This window comes from Corallococcus sp. bb12-1, assembly GCF_026626765.1.
GTDB lineage: Bacteria > Myxococcota > Myxococcia > Myxococcales > Myxococcaceae > Corallococcus > Corallococcus terminator.
This window is the reverse complement of record NZ_JAPNJZ010000007.1, coordinates 558521-579722: the sequence shown is the minus strand read 5'-3', so window position 1 is coordinate 579722 and position 21202 is coordinate 558521. Positions and strand designations below refer to the sequence as shown.

Here is a 21202-nt window from a genome sequence, read left to right as displayed (position 1 = left end):
CCGGGGCTCACGGCCCCCGGGGAACCGGGACTTCCCATTCACGCCGTCGAGGAGGGTGTTCCCATTCGTGTCGATCCCAAGGCGCTCGTCCGTCGCCTGACGCCCACGTCCACCCGCCTGCTTGAGGCGGCCGTCGCCCGTGCGAGCACGGGACGCTTCTATGAAATCGTCGTCGAGCACCTGCTCGCGCAGTTGCTGGAGGCGGAGGACTCCGACGTCGCGCGCATCCTGAGCCACTTCCAGGTGGACCGCCGGAAGCTGGCGGCCAGCGTGGACCGCGCGCTCCAGGGTATGCGAGCGGGGACGCCGGGCCGGCCCGTCTTCTCCGAGACGCTCTTCCAGTGGATTGAAGACGCGTGGTTGCAGGCGTCGGTGGAACAGGGCGCTACGCGCCTGCGCTCCGGCGTGCTGTTCGCCCAGTTCATCACCCGGAGGAGCCGCTACACGGCGGAGACCTTCCCGGAGCTGGACGCCATCTCCCGCGACGAGCTGATGGACGCGCTGGAGGTGGTGCTGCGCCCGTCGGCGGAGACCGTGGAGGCCGCGCCCCCGGAAGGCACGGCAGCGGGCGCGTCCACGGCGGCGCAGTCGGGAGGACGCGGAGATGAGTCCCTCAAGCGCTTCACCACGTCGTTCACGGGCCGGGTGCGCGAGGGGAAGATCGACCCCATCTTCGGCAGGCACCGGGAGATCCGCCAGATGGTGGACATCCTCTCGCGGCGCCGGAAGAACAACCCCATCCTGGTGGGCGAACCGGGCGTGGGAAAAACGGCGCTGGTGGAGGGCCTCGCGTGGGCCATCGTGAAGGGCGAAGTGCCCGACGCGCTGAAGAACGTGGAGCTGCTGGGCCTGGACCTGGGTCTCCTGCAGGCCGGAGCGGGCGTGCGAGGTGAGTTCGAGAACCGCCTCAAGGCGGTCATCTCCGAAGTGAAGGCCTCCCCCACCCCCATCGTGCTCTTCATCGACGAGGCGCACACCATCATCGGCGCGGGAGGCTCCGCGGGCGGCAGCGACGCGGCGAACCTGCTCAAGCCAGCGCTCGCGCGAGGCGAGCTGCGCACGCTCGCGGCCACCACCTGGAGCGAATACAAGAAGTACTTCGAGAAGGACGCCGCGCTGGAGCGCCGCTTCCAGCCCGTGAAGGTGGAGGAGCCGGGCGTCGAGGACGCGGAGCTGATGCTGCGGGGCCTGAGGGCCACGTACGAGGCCGCGCACGGCGTCACCATCCGCGACGAGGCCGTGACGGCCGCCGTGCGACTGTCGCAGCGGTACATCTCCGGCCGGCAGCTTCCGGACAAGGCCGTGGACCTGCTCGACACCGCGGCGGCGCGCGTGAAGATTGAACAGTCGACGCGGCCCGACGAGCTGGTGGCCCTGGAGCAGCAGATCGCCGGCCTGGAGCGCGAACGCGACGCACGCAAGCGGGACCTGTCCGAAGGCCATCCCGGAGACGAGAGCGTGGTGGAACAGGTGGAGTCCCGGCTGGGCGCGGTGAGGGACCAGCTGGCCACGCTGCACGGGCGCTGGGAGACGGAGCGCGCGGGGGTGGCGCGGCTGTCGGCGGCGAGGAAGGCGCTCGCCACGTCGGCGCCGGACGCGGACCGGCAGGAGCTGAAGGCGGAGGTGGACGCGGCGTCGTTGGAGCTGGCGCGGGTGCGCGGCGAGGAGCCGCTGGTCCACGCGGACGTGGACGCGGACATCGTGGCGCGGGTCGTGTCCAGTTGGACGGGCGTGCCCGTGGGCAAGATGAGAAGCGACCTCATCGAAGCGGTGCTGAGCCTGGAGACGAAGCTCGCGTCGCGCGTGCGGGGGCAGGACGCGGCGGTGCGCAAGGTGGCGGAGATCATCCGCATCTCGCAGGCGGGCATCCGCAACCCGGACACGCCCATTGGCGTGGTGCTCTTCGTGGGACCCAGCGGCGTGGGCAAGACGGAGACGGCGCTGGCGCTGGCCGACAGCCTCTACGGCGGCGAGCGCTTCATGACGACGCTCAACATGAGCGAGTTCCAGGAGAAGCACACGGTGTCGCGGCTCATCGGTTCGCCGCCGGGCTACGTGGGCTACGGCGAGGGCGGCCTGTTGACGGAAGCCGTTCGCCAGCGGCCCTACTCCGTGGTGCTGCTCGACGAGTGCGAGAAGGCCGACCTGGAGGTGATGAACCTCTTCTACCAGGTGTTCGACAAGGGAATGCTGACGGACGGCGAGGGCCGCGCCGTGGACTTCCGCAACACGGTCATCATCCTGACGAGCAACCTGGCGTCGGACATCGTGATGCGGATGTTCGACAACGACGCGACGCCCACGTCGGACCAGGTGATGGCGGCGATCCGTCCGGCCTTGAGTCAGCACTTCAAGCCGGCGCTGCTGGCGCGCATGACCATCGTGCCCTTCGGTCCAGTGCAGCGCGACGTGATGCGGCAGATCGCGGAGATGAAGCTCGACAAGCTGGTGGGCCGCGTGCGCGCGGCGCACGGCGTGGAGACGACGCTGGCGCCGGAGCTGCTGGACGAGCTCGCCCGCCGCTGCACGGAATCCGAAACAGGCGCCCGCAACCTGGAGCAGATCCTCCAGGGCTCGCTGATGCCGGCGCTGTCCCGGGAGCTGTTGCAAAAGCTTGCCGGGGGCGAGGTTCCGCCCCGTCTGCACATCGCACTGACCGCCGAAGGAGACTGGTCGCTCCAGTTCTCCGGAGCCTGAGCCCCATGGCGACCTCCATGATGAAACAACTGGTGATGTTCGCAGGTGCCGCGCTGGCGCTGCAGACGGGCTGCGCCACGACGAAGCCCGCGCCCCAGCTCTGTCAGAAGGACGCGGACTTCAACGTGCGCTCCGCGCCCGCGCCGGACGTCTGGTTCGCGCTGCTGCTGCACGGCTACGACAAGGAGCGCAACGTGGTGCCCAGGCCCGCGGTGGACTGCTCGGGCGCGCCGGTCGTCTGGCAGGATCCGGTGCAGGACGAATGCCGTGAGGCAGGACCGCCCTCCGAGCCACTCCCTCCGGCGGAGAAGCTGACGGAGGAGGACCTGGTGATGGTGACGACCCAGGCCCGTGAGCGGCTCGTCTGGGTCATCACGCGCCGCTACACCAACGGAGAGGGCGTAGGCCCTGTCGCGAGGGTACTGACGACGGAGACCGGCTTCTCCGTGGAGGCCCTGGGCACGCTGCGAGCGCTGCCGCTGCGCGCGCAGTTGCGGATGGAGCGCGTTGCGGGCACGGAGGTGCTGGTGGCGGAGGGCGACGCCTGCACCACCGATGCGTCGGAGGAGCAGGTGTGCCGACGCGCGGTGCGCATCATGCCGCTGCGAAGCCACCGCTTCTTCGGGGAGGCGGTGTCGAGCAACGACAAGGCCTGCCTGGGCGCCGCCTGGTTCCCGCTCAGCCGGGAGCTGTCCTTCACGCTGCCCAGTGGCCTGCGCCGCACGTACGAGCTGGCCTCGACGGTGTCGTTCAAGGCGGACGGCATCACGGTGCAGGAGCAGGTGCAGGTGACGGATTCGGATCCGAAGCAGCCGGCCGTGGCGCCGCGCCTCTACCGCCGCGCACAGGACCACCGGGAGCTCACGGTGCAGGACAACGTCCTCCAGGGCAGCGCGCCCTCGCTGTGGGTGCGGATGATCGAACAGCAGCTCCTGGCGGGAGCGAAGCCGCTGCCGGAGCAGGAAGTGCTGCCGCGCACCCCACCGTCCGTCACGAAGGAAGCCGCGCCGAAGACCGCGTCCGGCGCGAAGCCCTGACCCTCGCCGCCCAGGAGCACATGCGCATGGAACACGTGCAGCGGTTGGTGGCACGGCGGGTCGAGAAGCTGTTGGAGCAACTGGCCTTGCTGGTGACGCGAGGCCGGACAGGAGAAGCCGTGCCGTCCATTGGCGTCACCTTGCACCTGACGCATGGCCATCAGGTGAGCGGCGAGCTGGTGGACTTCATCCCGAAGGAAGCGGTGTTGCTCGCGCTGAAGAAGGAGGGCCTCTTACGGTCCGAGTCGGTGACGTACGTGGACCTGGCATCGGTGGTGGCGGTGACGGTGACGGACGCGGGGAAGCTTGCGCAGGTGCCCGGCATGGTGCGGCCCCTGCCCACGCGGTCGGACCTGCAGAAGCTGGCGGAGCAGCTCGCCAAGGGCATCACGGAGCAGTTCTGGCCGAGCGAGGGGGCCCTGGGCGGGCAGGTGCTGCGCTTCGAGGTGGACTGGGTGGGGCTGGACGACGAGCCGGGACGGCTGGCGTTGGAGCTGGCGCTGAATGTCACCTCGCACGCGCTGAAGGAGTTGGGGCGGAGCGAGAAGCACGGCCGCGAAGCCATCCGGCGCATCGCGACCGTGCGCTTCGTCAAGGGCAAGGAGACGTCCGCGGAGCTGGAGGGTGACACCGGCACGGTGACGGTGGGCCCGGGCCCCACGCCGACGGTGCAGGGATTCCGCAAGGGCTTCACCGTGGAGCCGTGAGAGCCTCCAGGAATGGGACATCCCGCCATCGAGAACGAAACGCCGTTCGCCCAGGGCCTGATGGGGCTGGCGGATGAGGAAGGGCGTCCCCTGCTCCTGGTGGTCATCAAGGCCACGTACTCGCTGACCGGGACGGGGCTGCGGCTCGCGAAGCAGCAGGTGCCCGTCAACTGGAGTGGCGAACCGCTGGGCAAACCCGGTGAGTCGAGCGATCGCTACGAATCCGAAGGCGCCTTCATCAAGCCCGCGACGGACGTGGTGCTGCTCGGGCATGCGCATGCGCCCCGGAGCGGCGCGACGGAGACGCTGGTGGCGCTCCAGGTGGGCCCCTTGAAGAAGGCCGTGCGCGTGATGGGCGAGCGCACGTGGTTCAAGAGCCTGGGACGCGTGGGCGCGACGAAGCCCCTGCCCTTCGAACGGATTCCCCTCGCGTGGGAGCGCGCCTTCGGAGGCTGGGACAAGACGGATGCGCAGAAGCCCTCCTTCGAACCACGCAACCCCGTGGGCACGGGCTTCCGCGCCAGTCCGCGCCACTTCGAGGAAGGACTGGCGCTCCCCAACCTGGAGGATCCCGAGGATCCGCTGCGAGACTTCGGCCAGCAGGTGAGGCCCGCGGGGTTCGGCTTCACGTCGCCTCACTGGCACCCGCGCGCACGGTACGCGGGCACCTACGACGAGGCCTGGAACAAGACGCGCAAGCCGCTGTTGCCCCGGGACTTCGACCGGCGCTTCTTCAACGCGGGCGCGCCGGGGCTCATCGCTTCGGGATACTTGAAGGGCGATGAGCCCATCGTCATCGCCGGAGCGTCCGCGAAGGGCCGACTGTCCTTCGACCTTCCCGGACAGGCCGCGCCGAACGTGTTGGTAGAGCAGACGGGCGGAGAGGACATCCGGCCCGAGATGCACCTGGACACGGTCATCCTGGACACGGATGAGGACCAGGTGCTGCTGACGTGGCGTGGGCACGTGGTGCTGCGGGACGGGATCCACGACGTGCGCAGCCTGCGCATCACGGCGGGCCATGAATCTTGATTGGAGCTGAAGCATCAACACGCAAGGAAAACAATGTCGATCAACACCGGCGTGAACAAAATGTCAGTCGTAACCAAGAACAGTAATGGCACCACCGTAGCTTTTCCAGACGTGTGCAAGACGCCATCCCCGGCAGGCCCCATCCCCATCCCCTACCCCAATGTGGCGCAGTCCTCGGACACCGCCAAGGGCACCAAGACGGTGACAGTGGGAGGCAATCCCGTGTGCGTGAAGGACTCAAACTTCAGCACCAGCACAGGGGACGAAGCGGGCTCAGCGGGAGGAGGCATCGTGTCCGCCAAGACGAAGGGAAAGGCTGAGTTCGTCAATTTCTCGTTCGATGTGCAGATGGACGGCAAGAACGTGGCGCGCGCGATGGATTTGATGCTTCACAACGACAAGAACACGCCCCCGTCACCGCTCATGCAGCCTCCACTGATGGCAGCCGGGAAGGGCAAGGCTCAATGCAACTGCCTGGTCTGCGAGAAGGAGATCTAGGGCAGGACCAGAGCGAAGGATGGCGGACCTTCGCGTCACTTCGAAGACACTCGTCACGACACCTGGAAGGATGCGACCGATGGCAGCGCCCCCACCACACCATGCACTTCCGATTTCGTGGGAGATGCTGGAAACCCACCTTGATGAGTCCGGGTACCTCTGGGGCCGATGGAGACATGCCCTCGTCGCTCCGGACCATGTCTTGGAGGATGTCACTGGGCTGGAGGAACGACTGCTGGCCCACGTGGACGCGCTTGTCCTTGCCGGCCCCCCAGCGATGACACGACTGCTGGTGCCCGCGCTGCGCCAGGATGGGGATCCAGGCAGGTTCGAGGCCGCAGCGCTCGCGTTGCTGCTCCAGGAGACTTCGGAAGGGGTTCTCAAAAGCATCCTCGACAAACTGCAGGAAGAAGCAGGCAGCTTGGTAGGCAGCGTCCGCCAGGCACTTCGGCTCGCGGGAGGCAAGAGACTGGAACTCTGTCTGCGCACCCTTCTGACTCCAACGACGCCTCCGCCATTGCTTGCCGCAGCCCTCGATGCCTTGGGGACCTGGCGCGTGAAACTGGGACCGGAACTGAGCTCGAGCCTCAGACATGAAGTCCCCGAGGTCAGGGCGGCAGCATTTCGTTGCATGAAGGCCTTCTCGACCCACGTGCCCGATACTCTGCTGGAGGAGGGCTTGCGCTCCACGATTCCAGAGGTCTGTGAGGCCGCGTTGGAGGTGGGACTTATCGGAGGCAACCGTCTGGCGTGGCGGGAGTGCCGCCGGCAGGTAACAGGGCGTGGACCCCACCGGGGACTGGCATTGAAGGCCCTGGCCATCGCAGGCGGGGGCGACAACCAGCGCCTGTTGTTCGAGTCATTGGAACATCCCACCTCGCGTCGGGAGTGCATACGGGTGCTTGGGCTGCTCGGTACGGTGGACGCGGCAAGGACCTGCCTGGAACTGATGCGGCAGGAGCCGTGGACGGCACTCGCCGCAGAGGCCTTCTCGACGATTACGGGGCGGACGATGGAGCCTGCTGACGATGTGAGGGAGGCCACGGCAGAGGATGAAGACGACGACGCGCTGCATCCTGGTACTTCCACACCGGAAGCGACGCTTCCGGTGCCCGATGTTTCGGCGGTGGAGGCCTGGTGGAAGGAACAGGCCAGGGGCTTCAATCCCATGACCCGATACATCCATGGCCAGCCCTTCGGGCAGGCGGCATTGCTGGAGGCACTGCGGGAGGCGTCCATGTATCGACGCAACACACTGGCGCCTGTATTGGAACTGAGGACTCGTGGAGAGCTGGCCCTTGACCCATTCACCTGGACGCGGGTCCAACTCGCGCGGATGGAAGCCGCAAACAGGCTGCCTGCGATGCATTTCTCTCGTTCCCTTGACGGGACCGCGCATGGCTAAACCGCGAACGCCCGGCGCAAGGAATGAATCCGGAGGAAGACCGTGAAGGTGTTCGTCAGCGGACTGGGAATGGCCTCCTGCCTCGGCCCCGTCGTTCCAGCGTGTGCCGCCTTCCGGGCCAATCTGCAGCGCCCCTCTCCTGCGTTGGAAACCGACCTCTCCCTTCCGGGAGATGAAGTCCCGCAACCCATCACCGTCCGCACCCTGCCGGTGGCGACTTTTGGCTTCACGGGCGTTGGACGACTCGTTGCGCTTGCGTGTGAAGTGCTCAAAGACCTCTGGACGCGAGCGGACCTGGAGACACTCGGGGCTGAGACCGGCTTCTATCTGGCCCTGCCCGACCCCCTGGAGCGGGGGCTGGACCTGGGCGGACCGGATGACACGGTGGCGCAGCGTATTGAATCTCTGGGGACGCGGGTGCTTGAAGCCAGCCTGCGCAACCTGGGATTGGACTGGACGGGTCCATATCGCTTCTTCGGTGGAGGTCATGCGGCCTTTGCGCAGGCACTTCACGAAGCCCATGCCCAGTTGCAGCATTCAGGGTTTCGCTCGTGCGTGGTGATGGGACTGGATTGCCTGGTCGAGGAATCCACCCTCGAAGCGCTCCTGGAGGAACACCGCCTGAAGACGCCGGACCAGCCCGTAGGATTGACGCCCGGAGAAGCAGGCGCGGCATTGCTCCTCTCCCTCAACGAAGCAGCACCGTCGCCAGGGGTGCCCAACGTGTTACTTCGAGCGGTACGGCTGGGACGAGAGCCTCACCCGCGAGGCTCCGACAGACCGTCGGATGGCCGGGCCCTGGCGGGATGCGCCAGGGATGCATTTGCAACGGTCGGCCAGGCATGGTCGCCGCCGCTGCTCGTGAGTGACCACAATGGAGAGGAAGCACGTGCCCGGGAATGGGGAATGGTCCTGCTCCATCTGCGCGCACAGGACTCAATGGGGGCGGGCCCTCATGCCTGGTATCCAGCGCTCGGATTCGGCGATGTAGGGGCCGCATCAGGCGCGGTCGCGGTCTGTGTGGCCACCCGCGGATTGCAGCGGCGCTATGCACCGTCGTCCACATGCCTCATTCTCTCCAGCGCTGACGATTCAGGACGTGCCGCCATGCTGCTGGAGGCCGAGCCTTCATTTCCGTCCAAGGACGCCTCGCCATGACGACCCACGACGCACGGCACGAACCCAACTCCGAACTGGCCCGGCGGCTCAACGCCATCTATCAACGCAACCTGGAGCGCAAGGACGCAGCGCGGAAGGAAGCCAAGAGCGAAGCCAAGAAGTCGCCGAAGAAGAGCAAGAAGAAGGCGGAGCCTGTCTCCGAAGAGGGTCACCTCGATCCCAATGCTCCGCTCAACGGAGTGCTGTCCAAGGGCGACAACTACTCACGCCGAGGCTACACATACCTCAAGAGTCAGGACGGTCGGGGGGTCTACCGGAACTTCAGCCATGCCCACCTGAATGAGATTCGGGAGATGGTGAAGGAACGAGCGGAGTTCCCAGGAGGACCGAAGGAAAACTTCAATCCCTCCTTCACCCAGCAATTTCCGTATGAGTGGGCAGCCCATCACATCCTACCAGGCTCGGCTTTCTATTACGTGTTGAAGGACGGCCAACCAGCATTCACCTACAAGCAAATCCGCTTGCTGTTGATGTCCGACTACAACATCAACCATGGGCACAACCTCATCATGCTTCCCAGGGAGGACTGGGCAGTTCCAGTCCACTCCCTCATCTGCCATCCCAGCGATCATGAGGCCTATACGCTGCGGATCATGGAAGAAATGAGGAAGGTAGCCAAGCGCCTCCAGGAAGTCATCGACTCAGGCAAGCCCCATGGCACCCTGGCAGAATCGGCGTTCGAGGCGTTGAAGAAAATGGAGGAGCAATTCTGGAACCTCCTGACCGGCATCAGTCGCCGACTCGTGGCTGCCAAGGTCGCCGGAGTAAGGTACGTGGGACGCGGTTCCGAGCACGTGCGGTACGAAAACAAGAGTGGCACCCTCTACGAGTGGGGCAGCCTCTGGTAGGAAAGCAGCCAACATGAACTATTGGGTCTTGAAGGCGGAGTCACCGGATGGGGCCATCATCGACGCGATGCCCAAGGACAGTCCCACCAACTGGAAGCTCAGCAAGGGAGAGCCGCTCGCGCGCCAGTTCCCGATGGGGGGAAAGGTTTCGTTCTCCGACCACTTCCCAGATCGGAGGAAGGTGTACGACTTCGTTCGAAACACGGTGGGCGTCTTGTTGGTGTCCTCCCGGGTCAAGCAGGTACTGGAGGAGCTACAGGTGGACAACACGGAGTTCCTGCCCATCACCCTCTGCGATCACCAATGGAAGCCCGTGGGCAAGGACTATGGAATCCTCAATGTCCTGGGCTCGCAGGATGTCATTGACATGAAGAAGTCTGATTATGACATCGATCCCATCACCCAGAAGGAAATCACCCGCCTGGGAAATCTGGTGCTCACGAAGGACGGGATAGATCCGAAGGCGGAGGTGTTCCGGGCCAGGGACATGATGGAATTGATCCTCATCTCGGACCGGGTCCAAGAGGCCTTCGTCAACGCCGGACTGACCGGGTTCGTTGCCCATCCCGCTGAGGGCTTCGACGACATGTTCGCCTGAACGCCTCAGGACATCGCACGGAAAGGGAAACCGTGGTTCGGCTTGCTGCACTCAGGGAAGACTCGGGACGGGCGATCCAACGGATTCTTCGTCAAATCGAATCCGGGACCGGACGCGAAGCACTTGTTCGCGACGTGGATGAACTCTGCCTCCATTTCCACGTCGTCGCGGTCGCCACCTTGCTGGTGGACGGCAACCCCCAAGGATTCTTCGTCAACCTGTGCCGGGCCGCGGAGAACTGGCGACGACTGATGGTTCATCTGCGCCGCGAAGCGATTCCCATCCCTGCGTCCCGGAGCACCGTGCCCCTGCTCGGAGCCGCAGTTTCGGGGCATTGGGAACTGGCGCGACAGGTGGCGGAACTCGCGGAGACGCGCTGGTGCCCGGAGGGCGAATACCGCACCGAGCATGCATGGGCACAGGTCGTCCACACCCTGATTGCTCCGGGCACGAAGAATGCCCTGCTACCCAGGATCGAAGAGCTGGAGGCTGCGGAGGGAGAGACGAACAGTGGCCTCGCGGCGTGTGCCCGAGCCCTGATGGACGTAGATGGCGAGTCCTTCACCGAAGCGTTCCGCCATGCAGGGCAGGTCCACGGGGAGGATGTCGAGAGACGCGCCAAGCTCTTCACCACCCCCGTGACACGCTTCGCGCCCCGAAGAGCCATCTGGCTGGAGGGACTGGCCCTGCTCAGACTCGCGGAGCGCCTGGGCATCGCGCCCCATGAGGAGCACTTTCGCTATTGCCCCCCTCTGGCTCGCCTGCCCATGACGGAGACCTACCGCAGCGACTGGGTGGTCTCCCTGGCGGGATGATCCGGACACGCCAGCTCCGCTATCCAAGCGAATGTGCTGTTCGCCCGGACGAATGAATTGAGCGCGACGTCCCGGAACTCCTTCTTGTTGGCCACCGCCAGCGGCCGCTTGCGCTCCTTGGCGGGCAGCGGCTCCGCTGAGAAGGCTCCGGCGGCTGCCTGCTACCACTCCTTCAGCGTCTCCTCGTGCAGCCCCTCACAGCGGTGGCGGTCCGGCGCAGGGTTTCTGACGCGTCTATCCAGGCTTTGACACGTCAGAATACAAAGCTGACGTGTCAGCCAGCACAAATTGACTAAAGTCTGGATTTCCCTTCCCTCCCCGCGAAAGCCCTTGGTAAAGAAAGGACTTCCCTGAGGAGCCGTATGCACCGCCACCCGATCCAGTCATCACGAATCCCTTGTCACATCCGTCCAACCTCCTTCGCGCTCTTCGCGGCAGCTTCCCTGCTGGCGTCCTGTGTGACGACAGGAGGAGGTGGCGCTGGCGGGGCTGGCACCACCGTCTTCGTCGGCAAGATTGTCACCATGGATGACAAGGGGACGATCGCCGAGGCTGTCTCCGTGAACGGGCTCGGCCACATCGTGAAGGTGGGAACCGAGAAGGACGTGACGGCGGGCCTTGGATCCGGGGTGGAGATCGTCCGCCTGAAGCCAGAGCAGGTGCTGATGCCGGGATTCATCGACCCGCACATGCACCTGTTGCCGACGCTGACCCAGAGCATCCTGGGAAAGAACAATCTGGCGCCCTGCCTGCCTCCCCCCTACAGAGGCGCCGCCACGGACTGCGAAACCCGCGCGGATCTGCTGGGCGCGCTCGCGTCAATGCAGGTCCCCCCACCCGCCAAGGGCCAGAGCCATGAGTTCGTCCTGGGCATGAACCTGGACCCGTCGCGGCAGCAGTTCATCCCGGGAGGGTGCGGCGCGGGCGGGCCTGACTCCTTCATGAAGAAGCCGAAGTTCTTTCTCGATGCCTGTGTGAGCAAGGACCGTCCGGTGCTCATCCTGGACCAGTCTGGCCATCTGGCCTACGTGAACCAGAAGGCCTTCGCCGCCATCTGCTCGACCCCGGAGAAGTGCGATGCCCTCGCAGCGTCCGCCAAGAGCCAGGGCGGAACATGGGTCAAGGACGAGGACGGATACACCGGACTGCTTCAAGAGACGGCCGCCTTCGCGCCGTTCCTGGCGGCCATGGAAAAGAGCCTGCCCCTGGGGCTGGCGCACCAGAATCCGCTCCAGCTTTTCGAAACCTACGAGAAGGAGATCCAGCAGACCCTCCAGGAGATACGCGCAGCCGGACTCACGACCCTCGCGGATGGCGGACTGTCGGGCGTGTCGCAGATCCAACTGGATAAGGTCCTCGCGGAGCGGCAGGACTTCTCGCTGCGAATCACGGGCGTCGTGACATACGACACCGCGCTCAAGGAGAACCTCCAGCCGACGGGACCGTCTTGCGATCCCAGCAAGGATCCTGGGTGCAAGCTACCCAAGTGGCTGGGCGCTGGTGGCATCAAGCTCTGGGTGGATGGCTCGACGCAGGGCTGCACCGCGAAGCTCGCGGAGCCCTATCAGTACCTCTCTTCCGGGCACTGCCCGACGAGTGGTCATGGCCAGACGGACTTCAAGGACGCGAAGGCCATCGCCGACAAGTTGAGTTCGCTCTGGGAGACTTCCTCCTGGCGCGTCCAGATGCACGCCAACGGAAACGAAGCGAACCGGTGGGCTCTCGATGCGTTCGCACAGCTCCAGTTGCAGAAGCCCAATCCGCGCCGGGCGCTGCTCATCCACAACACGGTGGGTGAACAGGCCGTCTCCCAGGACATCGGCAAGATGCGAAAGGGAACCTTTGCCTGGGACAAGAAGCCGGTGCCGGCCCTGGACGTGCGGGTGACGCATCTCATCGGACATGTGGCGTATTGGGGCGACGCCTTCACGGAGATGTTGGGAGCAGACGCCGCGAAGAACATCGACCCGGTGTTGTTTGATCGCCAGAACGAAATCCCGTTCTCGTTCCACAGCGACTCAATGGTGACGCCGCTCCGCCCGCTCTGGTTCGTGGAGCAGGCCGTCACGCGGCGCACGTGGGCCTATCCTGAGTTCACGAAGAGCTACGAGCTCGGACCCGAGCACAAGGCGACCGTCGAGGAGGCGCTGCGAGCCGTCACCGTGGAGCCCGCCCGTCAGCACGAACTCGACGCGTGGCTGGGCTCCATCGAGCCGGGCAAGGTGGCGGACTTCGTCCTGCTGGGCGCCAACCCACTCGACTACGACCCGGCCAAGGGGGGAGACCCGACGCAGATCAGCAAGATCGCGGTGATTGAGACGTTCCTGAACGGCAAGCCCACCGGGGTCAGCCACTGACCTGTTTCGGAGGATGAGCCCTCCCGTGTCCCGGGTTGCTCCCTTGGCGGGCGGCACGGCGGGCACTCCCCCGGCCCCGGACGGGGTGGCCCCCCCTTCGAAGTGCTTGCGGCGCCGCGCCCCGCTCGATATACGGGCGGGGCTTCACGGCCAGGTAGCTCACCTGGTTAGAGCGGCGGTCTCATAATCCGCAGGTAGTCGGTTCAAGTCCGACCCTGGCCATCAAGCCCCCGGAGTCACTTTCCCAAGTGATTCCGGGGTTTTTCTTTATGGGCCCCCTCCCAAGCGCTCCCCTACCCCTGGGTAGCCACCGGGGCCGTCATCCCGCTGAAGTGCGCCTCGATGTGCCCTGCGAAGCGGTCCGCGGCCTCTGGGGCCAGTTGGGAGCACGTCTGCAGGTGCAGGCACCCGTCGAGGACGTAGCTGTAGACGGCCAGCGCCGGGATGTCCTGGAGCACCTTCACGCCCCTCAGCTTGAACCGCCCCAGCCCTGAGTCGAGCACCCCCAGGTTGACGATGAAGGCCCGCCCTGGCGCGGTGAACTGCTCCCACATCCCAGGCACCCAGAGCAGCTTCGCGACTGCTCCGAAGCCGCCCGCCAGCTTGCTGAAGTGCTCCGCATCCATCCCCGCATAGGTCCGCTGGTCGATGTAGGCCTGATTCTCGCGGTGGAAGTGGCGCGACAGGTCCCAGAAGCCGGTCGCGGGGCCGACATCCACCAGGAACTTCGGATAGGTGGCGTAGTACCCCAGCGTCTCCGTCGGCAGGTTCAGGAGCGGCCGCGCGTCGAACGAGCCCACGAGAATCATCCGGTGGGGCCTGGGCGCCGGGCAGAACAGCTCCCGCGCGACCAGACAGAGCGCCGCGGACAGGGCGCCCGTCAACGAGCTCTGCTGCCGCACCACGGCGCCCAGCATGTTCCGTGTCGCCTCCCGGCCCATCACGACCGAACGGGAAGCCCCCGCCACCGAGATCTCCGAGTCCCGCTTCTTCTGGACCCCGAACGGCGCCTTGAACTTGTTCGCCCGGAAGAGCTCCAGGCCGGAGAGGACTTCCTGTCCCGTCTTGGCGATGCCCGGATCCGGGTGCTGGACCGTGGGGCCCAGCCCCATCCCCGGCAGCCGGGAGAACAGCTCCTCCCGGGCCACCGGGAGCGGCTGTGGTTTCACGTCCACGGGCGTCCCGGCGATCAGCTGCTCGTGGAGTTCGAACAGCTCCCGGACCAGCCGCAGGAAGGCGTGAACCTCCAGGTAGCAATGCCAGAAGATGGGGATGACCTGGTGGGCTTCGGGTGAACCCTTCGCGCGGATGAACAGGATCTTCTTCTGTCCCGAATCCCGCAGATGCCGCGCCACCAGTTGCTCCAGGGACTCCGTCCCGGACTCCTCGACGAATACGAGCTCCAGATGGCGGCCCGGCTTGTACTCCAGGAAGAAGTCGCCCTTCTTCTTCTCGACGATGGAGGCCAGCAGATAGGGATGGCGCTTCTCCAACAGCGCCGCAGCTTCGCGCATCACCGAATGATCGACAGGGCCTTCCATGTCCACCACGGGGTTGATGTGCAGCAGGCCCCGGCGGTTGGCTTGATAGACCAGCGACTCGAAGCCACCGAGCCGCCGTTCCACCGTCGCGCTCCATGAAGACAGGAGCGCTTCGTTCAGGAGCGGTGGCGCCTCGTGGGGAGCCGGTGCGGCCGCCTGGGATTCGACCGGTGCCTGGGTAATCGCACGGGCGATCATCTCGATGGTGTTGTTTTGAACCAGGAAGTTCGGGTCCAGCTTGAGCTGGAATTCCTTTTCAAGTTCCCGGAGCAGCGTGAGGAACAGGATGGAATCCAATCCCAGGCTCCAGAGGGTCGCCGTGGTGGCCACCGGCCCCTCGTCCGACACACGGATGCCTTCGACGATCTTCAGGACGCGCTCGACGACCCCGGTCCGGGGACGGACGCGAACCACCGGCGCCTTTGCTCCGGTCGCAGTCGCTTCGCCCGTCCGTGCCTCCCGGCGCTTGAGGCGGAGCTTGTCCACCTTGAAGGTCCCGGTCATGGGCATCTCATCGATGAATTCCACCTCTGAGGGAACCTTGTAGCCAGCCAACTGCCCCCGGCAGAACGCGATGACCTCACGCGCTGTCAATGAATGCCCCGCACGAAGGCGGATGACCGCCTTGACCACCTCTCCGGCCGTCGGGTTCTCGATGCCGTAGACCGCCACCTGCTGGACCCCCGGGTGCGACCCCAGGGCCCGCTCGACCTCGCCCGGGTACACGTTCTCCCCGTATGAGATGATCATGTCCTTCTTGCGGCCCGCGATCGTCAGGTACCCGTCCGGCCGGATCGTCGCCAGGTCTCCCGTCTTGAACCAGCCGTCCTGGAAGGCCTCGCGGGTCGCGGTGTCGTCATTGAAGTAACCGCTGAAGACCGTGAGCCCGCGAATCCACACCTCGCCCATCGTCTGGTTGTCGCGCGCGACGTCCGCTCCTTGCTCATCGACAATCCGCACGTCCATGAGCTTGAACGGCCGACCTGACGTGGCGATCCGCTCGAACTGTTCGCCCTGGCTGAGTTGGCGGTGCTCGTCCGACAAGAGAGACATTGAAATCTTCCCGCAGCACTCCGTCATGCCGTACGACATGAAGATTTCGCAGCCGAAAATCTGGATCAGCCGTTCCACCGAACCGGCATCCAGGGCGGAGCCGCCGCAGGAGAGGATGCGCAACCGGCTGAAGTCGTGCGTCCCCAGGTCCGGGCTGTGGATGAGGAAATGCGCGGCCGCCGCGGCGAGGTTCGTGCAGGTGATGCGCTCGCTCGCGAGCAGGCTCAGGAAGTGGGTCGGATCCGGATCCGAAACCATCACATGCTGCCCGCCCAGCCAGGTCAGGGCGTAGATCGCGAAGGCATCCACGACATGATACATGGGCGAGAAGTGTCCCCAGACATCCTCGCCAGTGATGTGCATCTCCTCCGCGGTGGCGATCGCGTGATGGAAGACCTGGCGATGGGTGAGGCGGACTGCCTTCGGGAAGCCTGTCGTACCGCTCGTGTAATAGAGGTGGAACGCATCGAACTCGGAGCCGGTCGCCGGGACGAAGGGAGCCGTTGACGCGGTGAGGGCGCCCTCATAGTCGCGCGTCGTGCCTAACCTGTCCGTCAGTTCTGGAAGCACACGGGGCTCCTGGCCAGGGGCCACCCACAGCACGCCCCCCAGCCGCAGGTCCCCGATGGCGAGGGTTTCGGAGAGGGTCGGCGCGAAATCCGTCGAGGCGATGAGCCACTTCACGCCGGCCTGCTTGAAGATGTCCTTCAGCTCCGGCGCGGCGAGCCGGACGTTGATGTTCAACACGACGGCCCGGAGCCCCGCGGCGGCGAAGTGCGCTTCGACGACCTCCGACCGGTTGCGCAGCATCACCCCGACGACATCGCCCGGCCCCACGCCCTGCTCCCGAAGGAACTGCGCGAGCCGCGACACGCGGGCATGCACCTCGCCGTACCGGTACTGCCGGGCACCGTCGCGGAGCGCGACCCGCTCCGCGAAGCGGTCCTTCGCCCGCTCGATGACCTCCCAGAGGTCTCCAGGCGGACCTTCCACCGTGGGCAACCGGGGGACCCGCCGGGGCACGGGAACCGCCGCCGACGAGAGTGCCCCCTGGAAGAAGTAGGACTTCGTCTCGGGGTTGATCAGACACTCGATGAGCGTGCCCTGCCCCGCCTCCCATGCGACCCGCGCGGCCTGGACGCTTCGGGCCAACGCCTCGGACGTGGATACCGATTCGAAGCGCAGTCCCGGGCGTCTGTACTTGAAGGCCCCGAGGTCGAAATCGGAGAGCTGGGTGCAGACCTCCGGGCGGTTCGTCGCGCGCTGGATGTCTCCAATCATTCCCAGACGGCGGTCCCGCAGCACGACGGTGATGATGGGAGGGGCTTCGGGCTCTCCCAGCAGGGATTTGAGCCCGGTCATCAGGAACGCGCCGTCCCCCACGAAGGACACCACGGGCACCGACGGGTGCGCCCCCGCGGCGCCGAGCGCGGCAGGGACCGAATAACCCATGCTGTTGTAGTCCGCAGGACAGAGGAACCGATCCGGCGCGGTGAGCCGCAGTGCTTCCAGTGCGTGGATCGTTCCATTGCCTGAATCCGCGCAGAAGACCGTCTCAGGAGGAAGCCCGGCCTGGACCGTGCGGACGAGTTCATAGGGGTCGATCCCCCTGCCCTCTTCTCTCCGCTCGCGAACGTCCGCGTCCACCCAGGCACGGGCCGCCTGGAGCTGTTCGAGGAGGCCTTCCACCCGGCGCGGAAGGCTCTCGCGGTAGTGCCTGTCGAGGTGCTTCAGCAAGGCCTGGAGGAAGACCCTGGCATCCGCGGTGATGCCGATCGCGGAGGCAGCCTTGTTCGGCACCGCCGGATCGATGTCCACGTGAAAGCAATACGCCGGGAAGCGGGCGCGGTAGTGAGCGCCTCCCAGTTCACTGAGCCTCGCGCCGAGGATGAGCGCCCCGTCACACGCTTCCGCGAGGGCCTTCATGGGCGGAGGGGACAAGGGACCGAAGCCGCCCCACAGCCACAGGGGATCCGTTTCAGGAAACACGCCCTTGCCGGACAGCGTCGACGCGACGACAGCCCCCGTCCGGTGCGCCAGCTCCACGAGCTCGGCGGAGCCCTCGCGCGCGCCACGGCCCACGAAGATCACGGGCTGCTTCGAGCGAAGGAACATCTGCGCCACCGCATCCAGCTCCGCGTCCGTGGGAGCCCCCTGGGCGAGCGATGGCGCCGTCGGGGCACGTGTGGGCTGGGTTCCCGAGGAGGACGTCGCGAGGTTTGCGGGACAGACCAAGCAGACCGGGCCTGGAGCACCGGCACGGCTGAGCTGGGCCGCCTCCAGGATGGCACCCGCCATGTCTTCCACCGAGGCCACGACCGTCGCCGACTTCGACAGGTGTTTCAGAGTTCCGAGCCAGGGCCCGGGCGTCGTGGCGGCCACGATGAGCACCACGAGGGGAACCTGATCGAGGTGGGCCTCCCCCACTCCCGACAACACCGACGAGAGCGCCCATTCCTCGGGGAGGATGATGGCGGCGGGCCGCGCCGACGAGCGTGAAGCTCCGTCCGCGACGAACCCCAGGTTCTGATCATGCCGCACGCTCCGGACCGACACGCCATCCGAGGAAAGCGCATCAGCCACCGCGCTCAGCCTGCCATCCCCCGCGATGAAGACGGACCCAAGGCCGCTGCCCCGCACTCCCTGTTGGAAGGCTGCGAGCCACGACGTTTCGAGCGCCACGGGCTCGGGCGCGGCCACCGCGTCCCCTGCACGCTCAATCTCGCAGATGACCACCTCGGGGGTGCGCATCGCCTCCACGAGTTCACGGACCCATTCGGCCTCCCCCGTGGACCGGATGAGTCGAACCCCGGTGAGGTTCGCCACGAGGTCGAGGCTGGCGGCCTGAGCTGCATCCTGCTCGACCAGGATGATGAGGGGCAGACGCCGTGCGGTCGCCAGGGTGAGTTCTGGCGCGAACGCCACCAACGACTCGGCATCCGTGACGGCGACCGCGAGCTTGCGCGAAAACGCCGCGCCCAGCGCCAGCGGCACCGCGCCACGACGAGACGGGATCCGCTGATGCTCCCTGTCGCTGACAACATAAAGGCCGTCGCGGCCCAGGGCGACCGCACAGGACTCCAGCGCGCTGGCCAGCGCAGGAGGGAGGGCCGAGTTCCGCCACGCGGAGGGGACTTCAGCGGGCCGGAGGCGCGGCTCGCGCTCACGGAAGGTCGACACCCGCCGGAGCAGGTGCATGGGCACTTCCAGGGCGCACGGACCGGGCACCCCGCCGTGCGCGGCCTCGATGAGACGCGCCACGACTTCGTGCACGTCGTCCTCTTCGGTCAGCCGGTGGGTCGCCTTGCAGAGCGGTGCGAGGACTCCCAGGTTGTCGACATCGTGCAACTGATACGCACGGCCGTCGTCTCGCGCGCACCCCGTCGTGAGGACGAGGACGGGCGTGTGGGTGCGGAACGCGAACTCGATGCCCGGGAGCGCGTGCGTGATGCCCGGCCCGCCAATGACATTCACACAGCCGATCTGACCGGTGCTCTGGTATTGCCCGACCGCGAGGTAGGCCGCGCTCGCCTCGTTGGCGATGAGCACCGGATCCACCACGCCACGCCCGAGCATCTCGTACAGGCGCAGGTTCTGGACGCCCGGAATCCCGAAGCAGCGGGGGATCCCGGCGGCACGCAATGCCAACCCCAGAAGCTGACTGGTGTCGTGGGTCTCGTTGAGCCTGGGCTGATCGATCAATTCACTGAGTACACGCATGCTTCGCCTCACCTCCGCCGCGCTCCCGGCCCTGCCAGAAGCGGTCCCCGCGTACCGTCAGGGGACTTCTTGCAACACGAATCCCCGGAAGACACCCACGGGCCGACCCTGCCCGTCCCAGGAGACGACATGAAAGGCCTGACGGCCGCCGTGGACGCTCTGCCGCCGCGCGAAGACCTGCACCTGCCCCTCGGGGACGGCATACAGATCCGCGGCCTCCAGCTCCAGCGGGAGCAGGGTCCGCGCGCTCGACAACACCCCCAGGGAGAAACCGACATGGAGGATGGCATTGAGCAACGTCGACGGCCATCCCGGCGTGTCGCGGTCCTCGCGCCACCCACGCTGGGGCCCGCCAGGAGGAGCGATGACCGCGAGCAACTGGTCCGGTGCGTGGCGCTGATACTCCACCCCCGCCAGGAAGGCCGGCCCGTGCTGGATCTCCCTGGGAAGGGCATACAGCTCCGCGTAGTCCGCGGCGCCGGAGAAATCGATCCGCTGAAACCGCGCGGCCCGTTCCTTCGGCGCCCCCAGCCTCACCTTGCCGTGGGCATGGGTCCGAAGGATGCGCGGAGAGCCCTCCCTGGGCGGGGACATGCTGGAGGAGATCACGACCGGGATGTCGTCGGGCTCCGCCTCCTCCGGCTCCGCGGTGACCGCGAGCTGGAAGCCCCGGGTGCCCCTGAAGCGGGCCGCCTGGACGAACCGCACGTCACGCACGCCCACCACGCCCAGGTGCGGCCGGATGCGATGGGCGGCCTGGGTCATGAGTCCGACGAGGTACGCGGCGGGAAACACCGGCAGGCCCTCGACGACATGGTCCAGCAGGTACGGGTCGGTCCCGGTGTCGATGGGACGCTCGAAGCGCCACGCGCCCCGCTCCACGGAGACCTCTCCCAGTCTTGGCTCGTCATGTCTCATGCGGGTCTCGCCTCCGGAACGTGGAGCACCGCCAGCGCATATCCCCGGCCCAGGGCCAGCAAACCCGACAGTGTTTCACGGCCTGAACCGGTGGAGTTCAGGGTGATCCGCACGCAGAACGCGCCCGGTGCATCCGTGAGGCCAGGGATGGCAGCGGACATCGGGCCGTGCTCCTCCCATCCCGAGAAGCCCACCTGCTGGAGCGAGTCCCGCAGGCCATGGCCCGTGCGCTTCACCAGGGCCTCCTTGAGACACCAGCCCAGACTCCACAGCTCGTCCGGCTCGCGGCCATGGTGTCGATGACAGTGCATGAGCCAGTCCTGCTCGACGGAGGTGAAGACCTCGTCATGGAAGCCGGGCCCCCGGGGCCGCACGGCCTCCAGGTCGACGCCCACGCGCCCGCCGGTCGTGGCGACAGCCACCGCCAGGTCCTTTGAATGGGAAATCGACACATCACACGCGGGCGTCCCGGGCGGCACCTGCACCACGGGCCTCCCCTGCTCCGGGCCCGCCATGACCTGGGAAATGCCCAGCTCCTGCGCCACCAACCGGACGCCGGAAGCCCCCAGGTGGTGAAGCAGCGCGGACTTCGCGGCCACCCTTCCAGCCAGGTGCGCCACCCTGCGCTCGGGCACCCGGTGCATCCCGCTCACGGCCAGCTCCGCCTGCGTCAGTACGGTCCCGAGCATGCCCTCTGGATGCGACGCCCATGCGAGACGCACGGGCGCCAGCGGCACCACCGCGAGGGTGAGGCACGGGCCTCCCGGCAGGCTCACGCGGACCGGCTCCATTCGCGC

Annotated in this window: 14 protein-coding genes and 1 tRNA gene; 12 read left to right on the top strand and 3 right to left on the bottom strand. The window is 66.5% G+C overall.

The genetic code is table 11. The annotated features are described in order from the left end of the window. Positions 1–96 precede the first annotated feature (96 nt). From tssH to OV208_RS12920, 12 genes are all read left to right on the top strand, one after another. Positions 97–2697 carry a type VI secretion system ATPase TssH gene (gene tssH, locus OV208_RS12975; RefSeq protein ID WP_324291377.1) on the top strand — a complete coding sequence of 867 codons (2601 nt, stop codon included), beginning with the start codon at positions 97–99 and terminating at the stop codon, positions 2695–2697. 5 nt (positions 2698–2702) lie between these two features. Further along, complete coding sequence (locus OV208_RS12970; protein ID WP_267574142.1) at positions 2703–3734, top strand: hypothetical protein; 1032 nt, start codon at positions 2703–2705, stop codon at positions 3732–3734. 26 nt (positions 3735–3760) lie between these two features. Then, a complete protein-coding gene (locus tag OV208_RS12965) occupies positions 3761–4441 on the top strand; it encodes a hypothetical protein (RefSeq protein WP_267574141.1) in 681 nt (226 codons plus the stop codon). A gap of 12 nt (positions 4442–4453) precedes the next feature. Beyond that, on the top strand, positions 4454–5473 hold the full coding sequence (locus OV208_RS12960; RefSeq protein WP_267574140.1) for a DUF2169 family type VI secretion system accessory protein: 1020 nt from the start codon (positions 4454–4456) through the stop codon (positions 5471–5473). Between the two features lie 33 nt (positions 5474–5506). Next, positions 5507–5971, top strand: coding sequence for a DUF4150 domain-containing protein (locus tag OV208_RS12955; protein WP_267574139.1), 465 nt, complete (start codon positions 5507–5509; stop codon positions 5969–5971). A gap of 70 nt (positions 5972–6041) precedes the next feature. After that, entirely contained in the window at positions 6042–7376 is a 1335-nt protein-coding gene (locus OV208_RS12950; protein WP_267574288.1) for a TIGR02270 family protein, read from the top strand. A gap of 42 nt (positions 7377–7418) precedes the next feature. Continuing rightward, positions 7419–8534 carry a hypothetical protein gene (locus OV208_RS12945; protein WP_267574138.1) on the top strand — a complete coding sequence of 372 codons (1116 nt, stop codon included), beginning with the start codon at positions 7419–7421 and terminating at the stop codon, positions 8532–8534. After that, positions 8531–9403 carry an AHH domain-containing protein gene (locus OV208_RS12940; protein WP_267574137.1) on the top strand — a complete coding sequence of 291 codons (873 nt, stop codon included), beginning with the start codon at positions 8531–8533 and terminating at the stop codon, positions 9401–9403. The genes OV208_RS12945 and OV208_RS12940 overlap by 4 nt, the downstream gene beginning before the upstream one ends. 13 nt (positions 9404–9416) lie before the next feature. Beyond that, positions 9417–10001, top strand: coding sequence for an imm11 family protein (locus tag OV208_RS12935; RefSeq protein ID WP_267574136.1), 585 nt, complete (start codon positions 9417–9419; stop codon positions 9999–10001). A gap of 134 nt (positions 10002–10135) precedes the next feature. After that, positions 10136–10816: a hypothetical protein gene (locus OV208_RS12930; protein ID WP_267574135.1), complete on the top strand. Its 681-nt coding sequence runs from the start codon at positions 10136–10138 to the stop codon at positions 10814–10816. Positions 10817–11274: 458 nt separating this feature from the next. After that, on the top strand, positions 11275–13173 hold the full coding sequence (locus OV208_RS12925) for an amidohydrolase (protein ID WP_267574134.1): 1899 nt from the start codon (positions 11275–11277) through the stop codon (positions 13171–13173). 148 nt (positions 13174–13321) lie between these two features. Beyond that, positions 13322–13395: transfer RNA gene (locus OV208_RS12920), tRNA-Ile, on the top strand. Positions 13396–13466: 71 nt separating this feature from the next. Here the strand turns inward: OV208_RS12920 and OV208_RS12915 are convergent. The 3 genes from OV208_RS12915 to OV208_RS12905 are packed head-to-tail and all read right to left on the bottom strand — an operon-like array spanning position 13467 to position 21181. Next, complete coding sequence (locus OV208_RS12915) at positions 13467–19487, bottom strand: AMP-binding protein (RefSeq protein WP_267574133.1); 6021 nt, start codon at positions 19485–19487, stop codon at positions 13467–13469. A gap of 57 nt (positions 19488–19544) precedes the next feature. Continuing rightward, positions 19545–20405 (bottom strand): polyketide synthase dehydratase domain-containing protein, encoded by an 861-nt coding sequence (locus OV208_RS12910; RefSeq protein ID WP_267574132.1) that lies wholly within the window; start codon positions 20403–20405, stop codon positions 19545–19547. After that, positions 20402–21181 carry a 4'-phosphopantetheinyl transferase family protein gene (locus OV208_RS12905; RefSeq protein ID WP_267574131.1) on the bottom strand — a complete coding sequence of 260 codons (780 nt, stop codon included), beginning with the start codon at positions 21179–21181 and terminating at the stop codon, positions 20402–20404. Before OV208_RS12905 ends, OV208_RS12910 begins: the two co-directional genes overlap by 4 nt. Between the last annotated feature and the right edge of the window lie 21 nt (positions 21182–21202).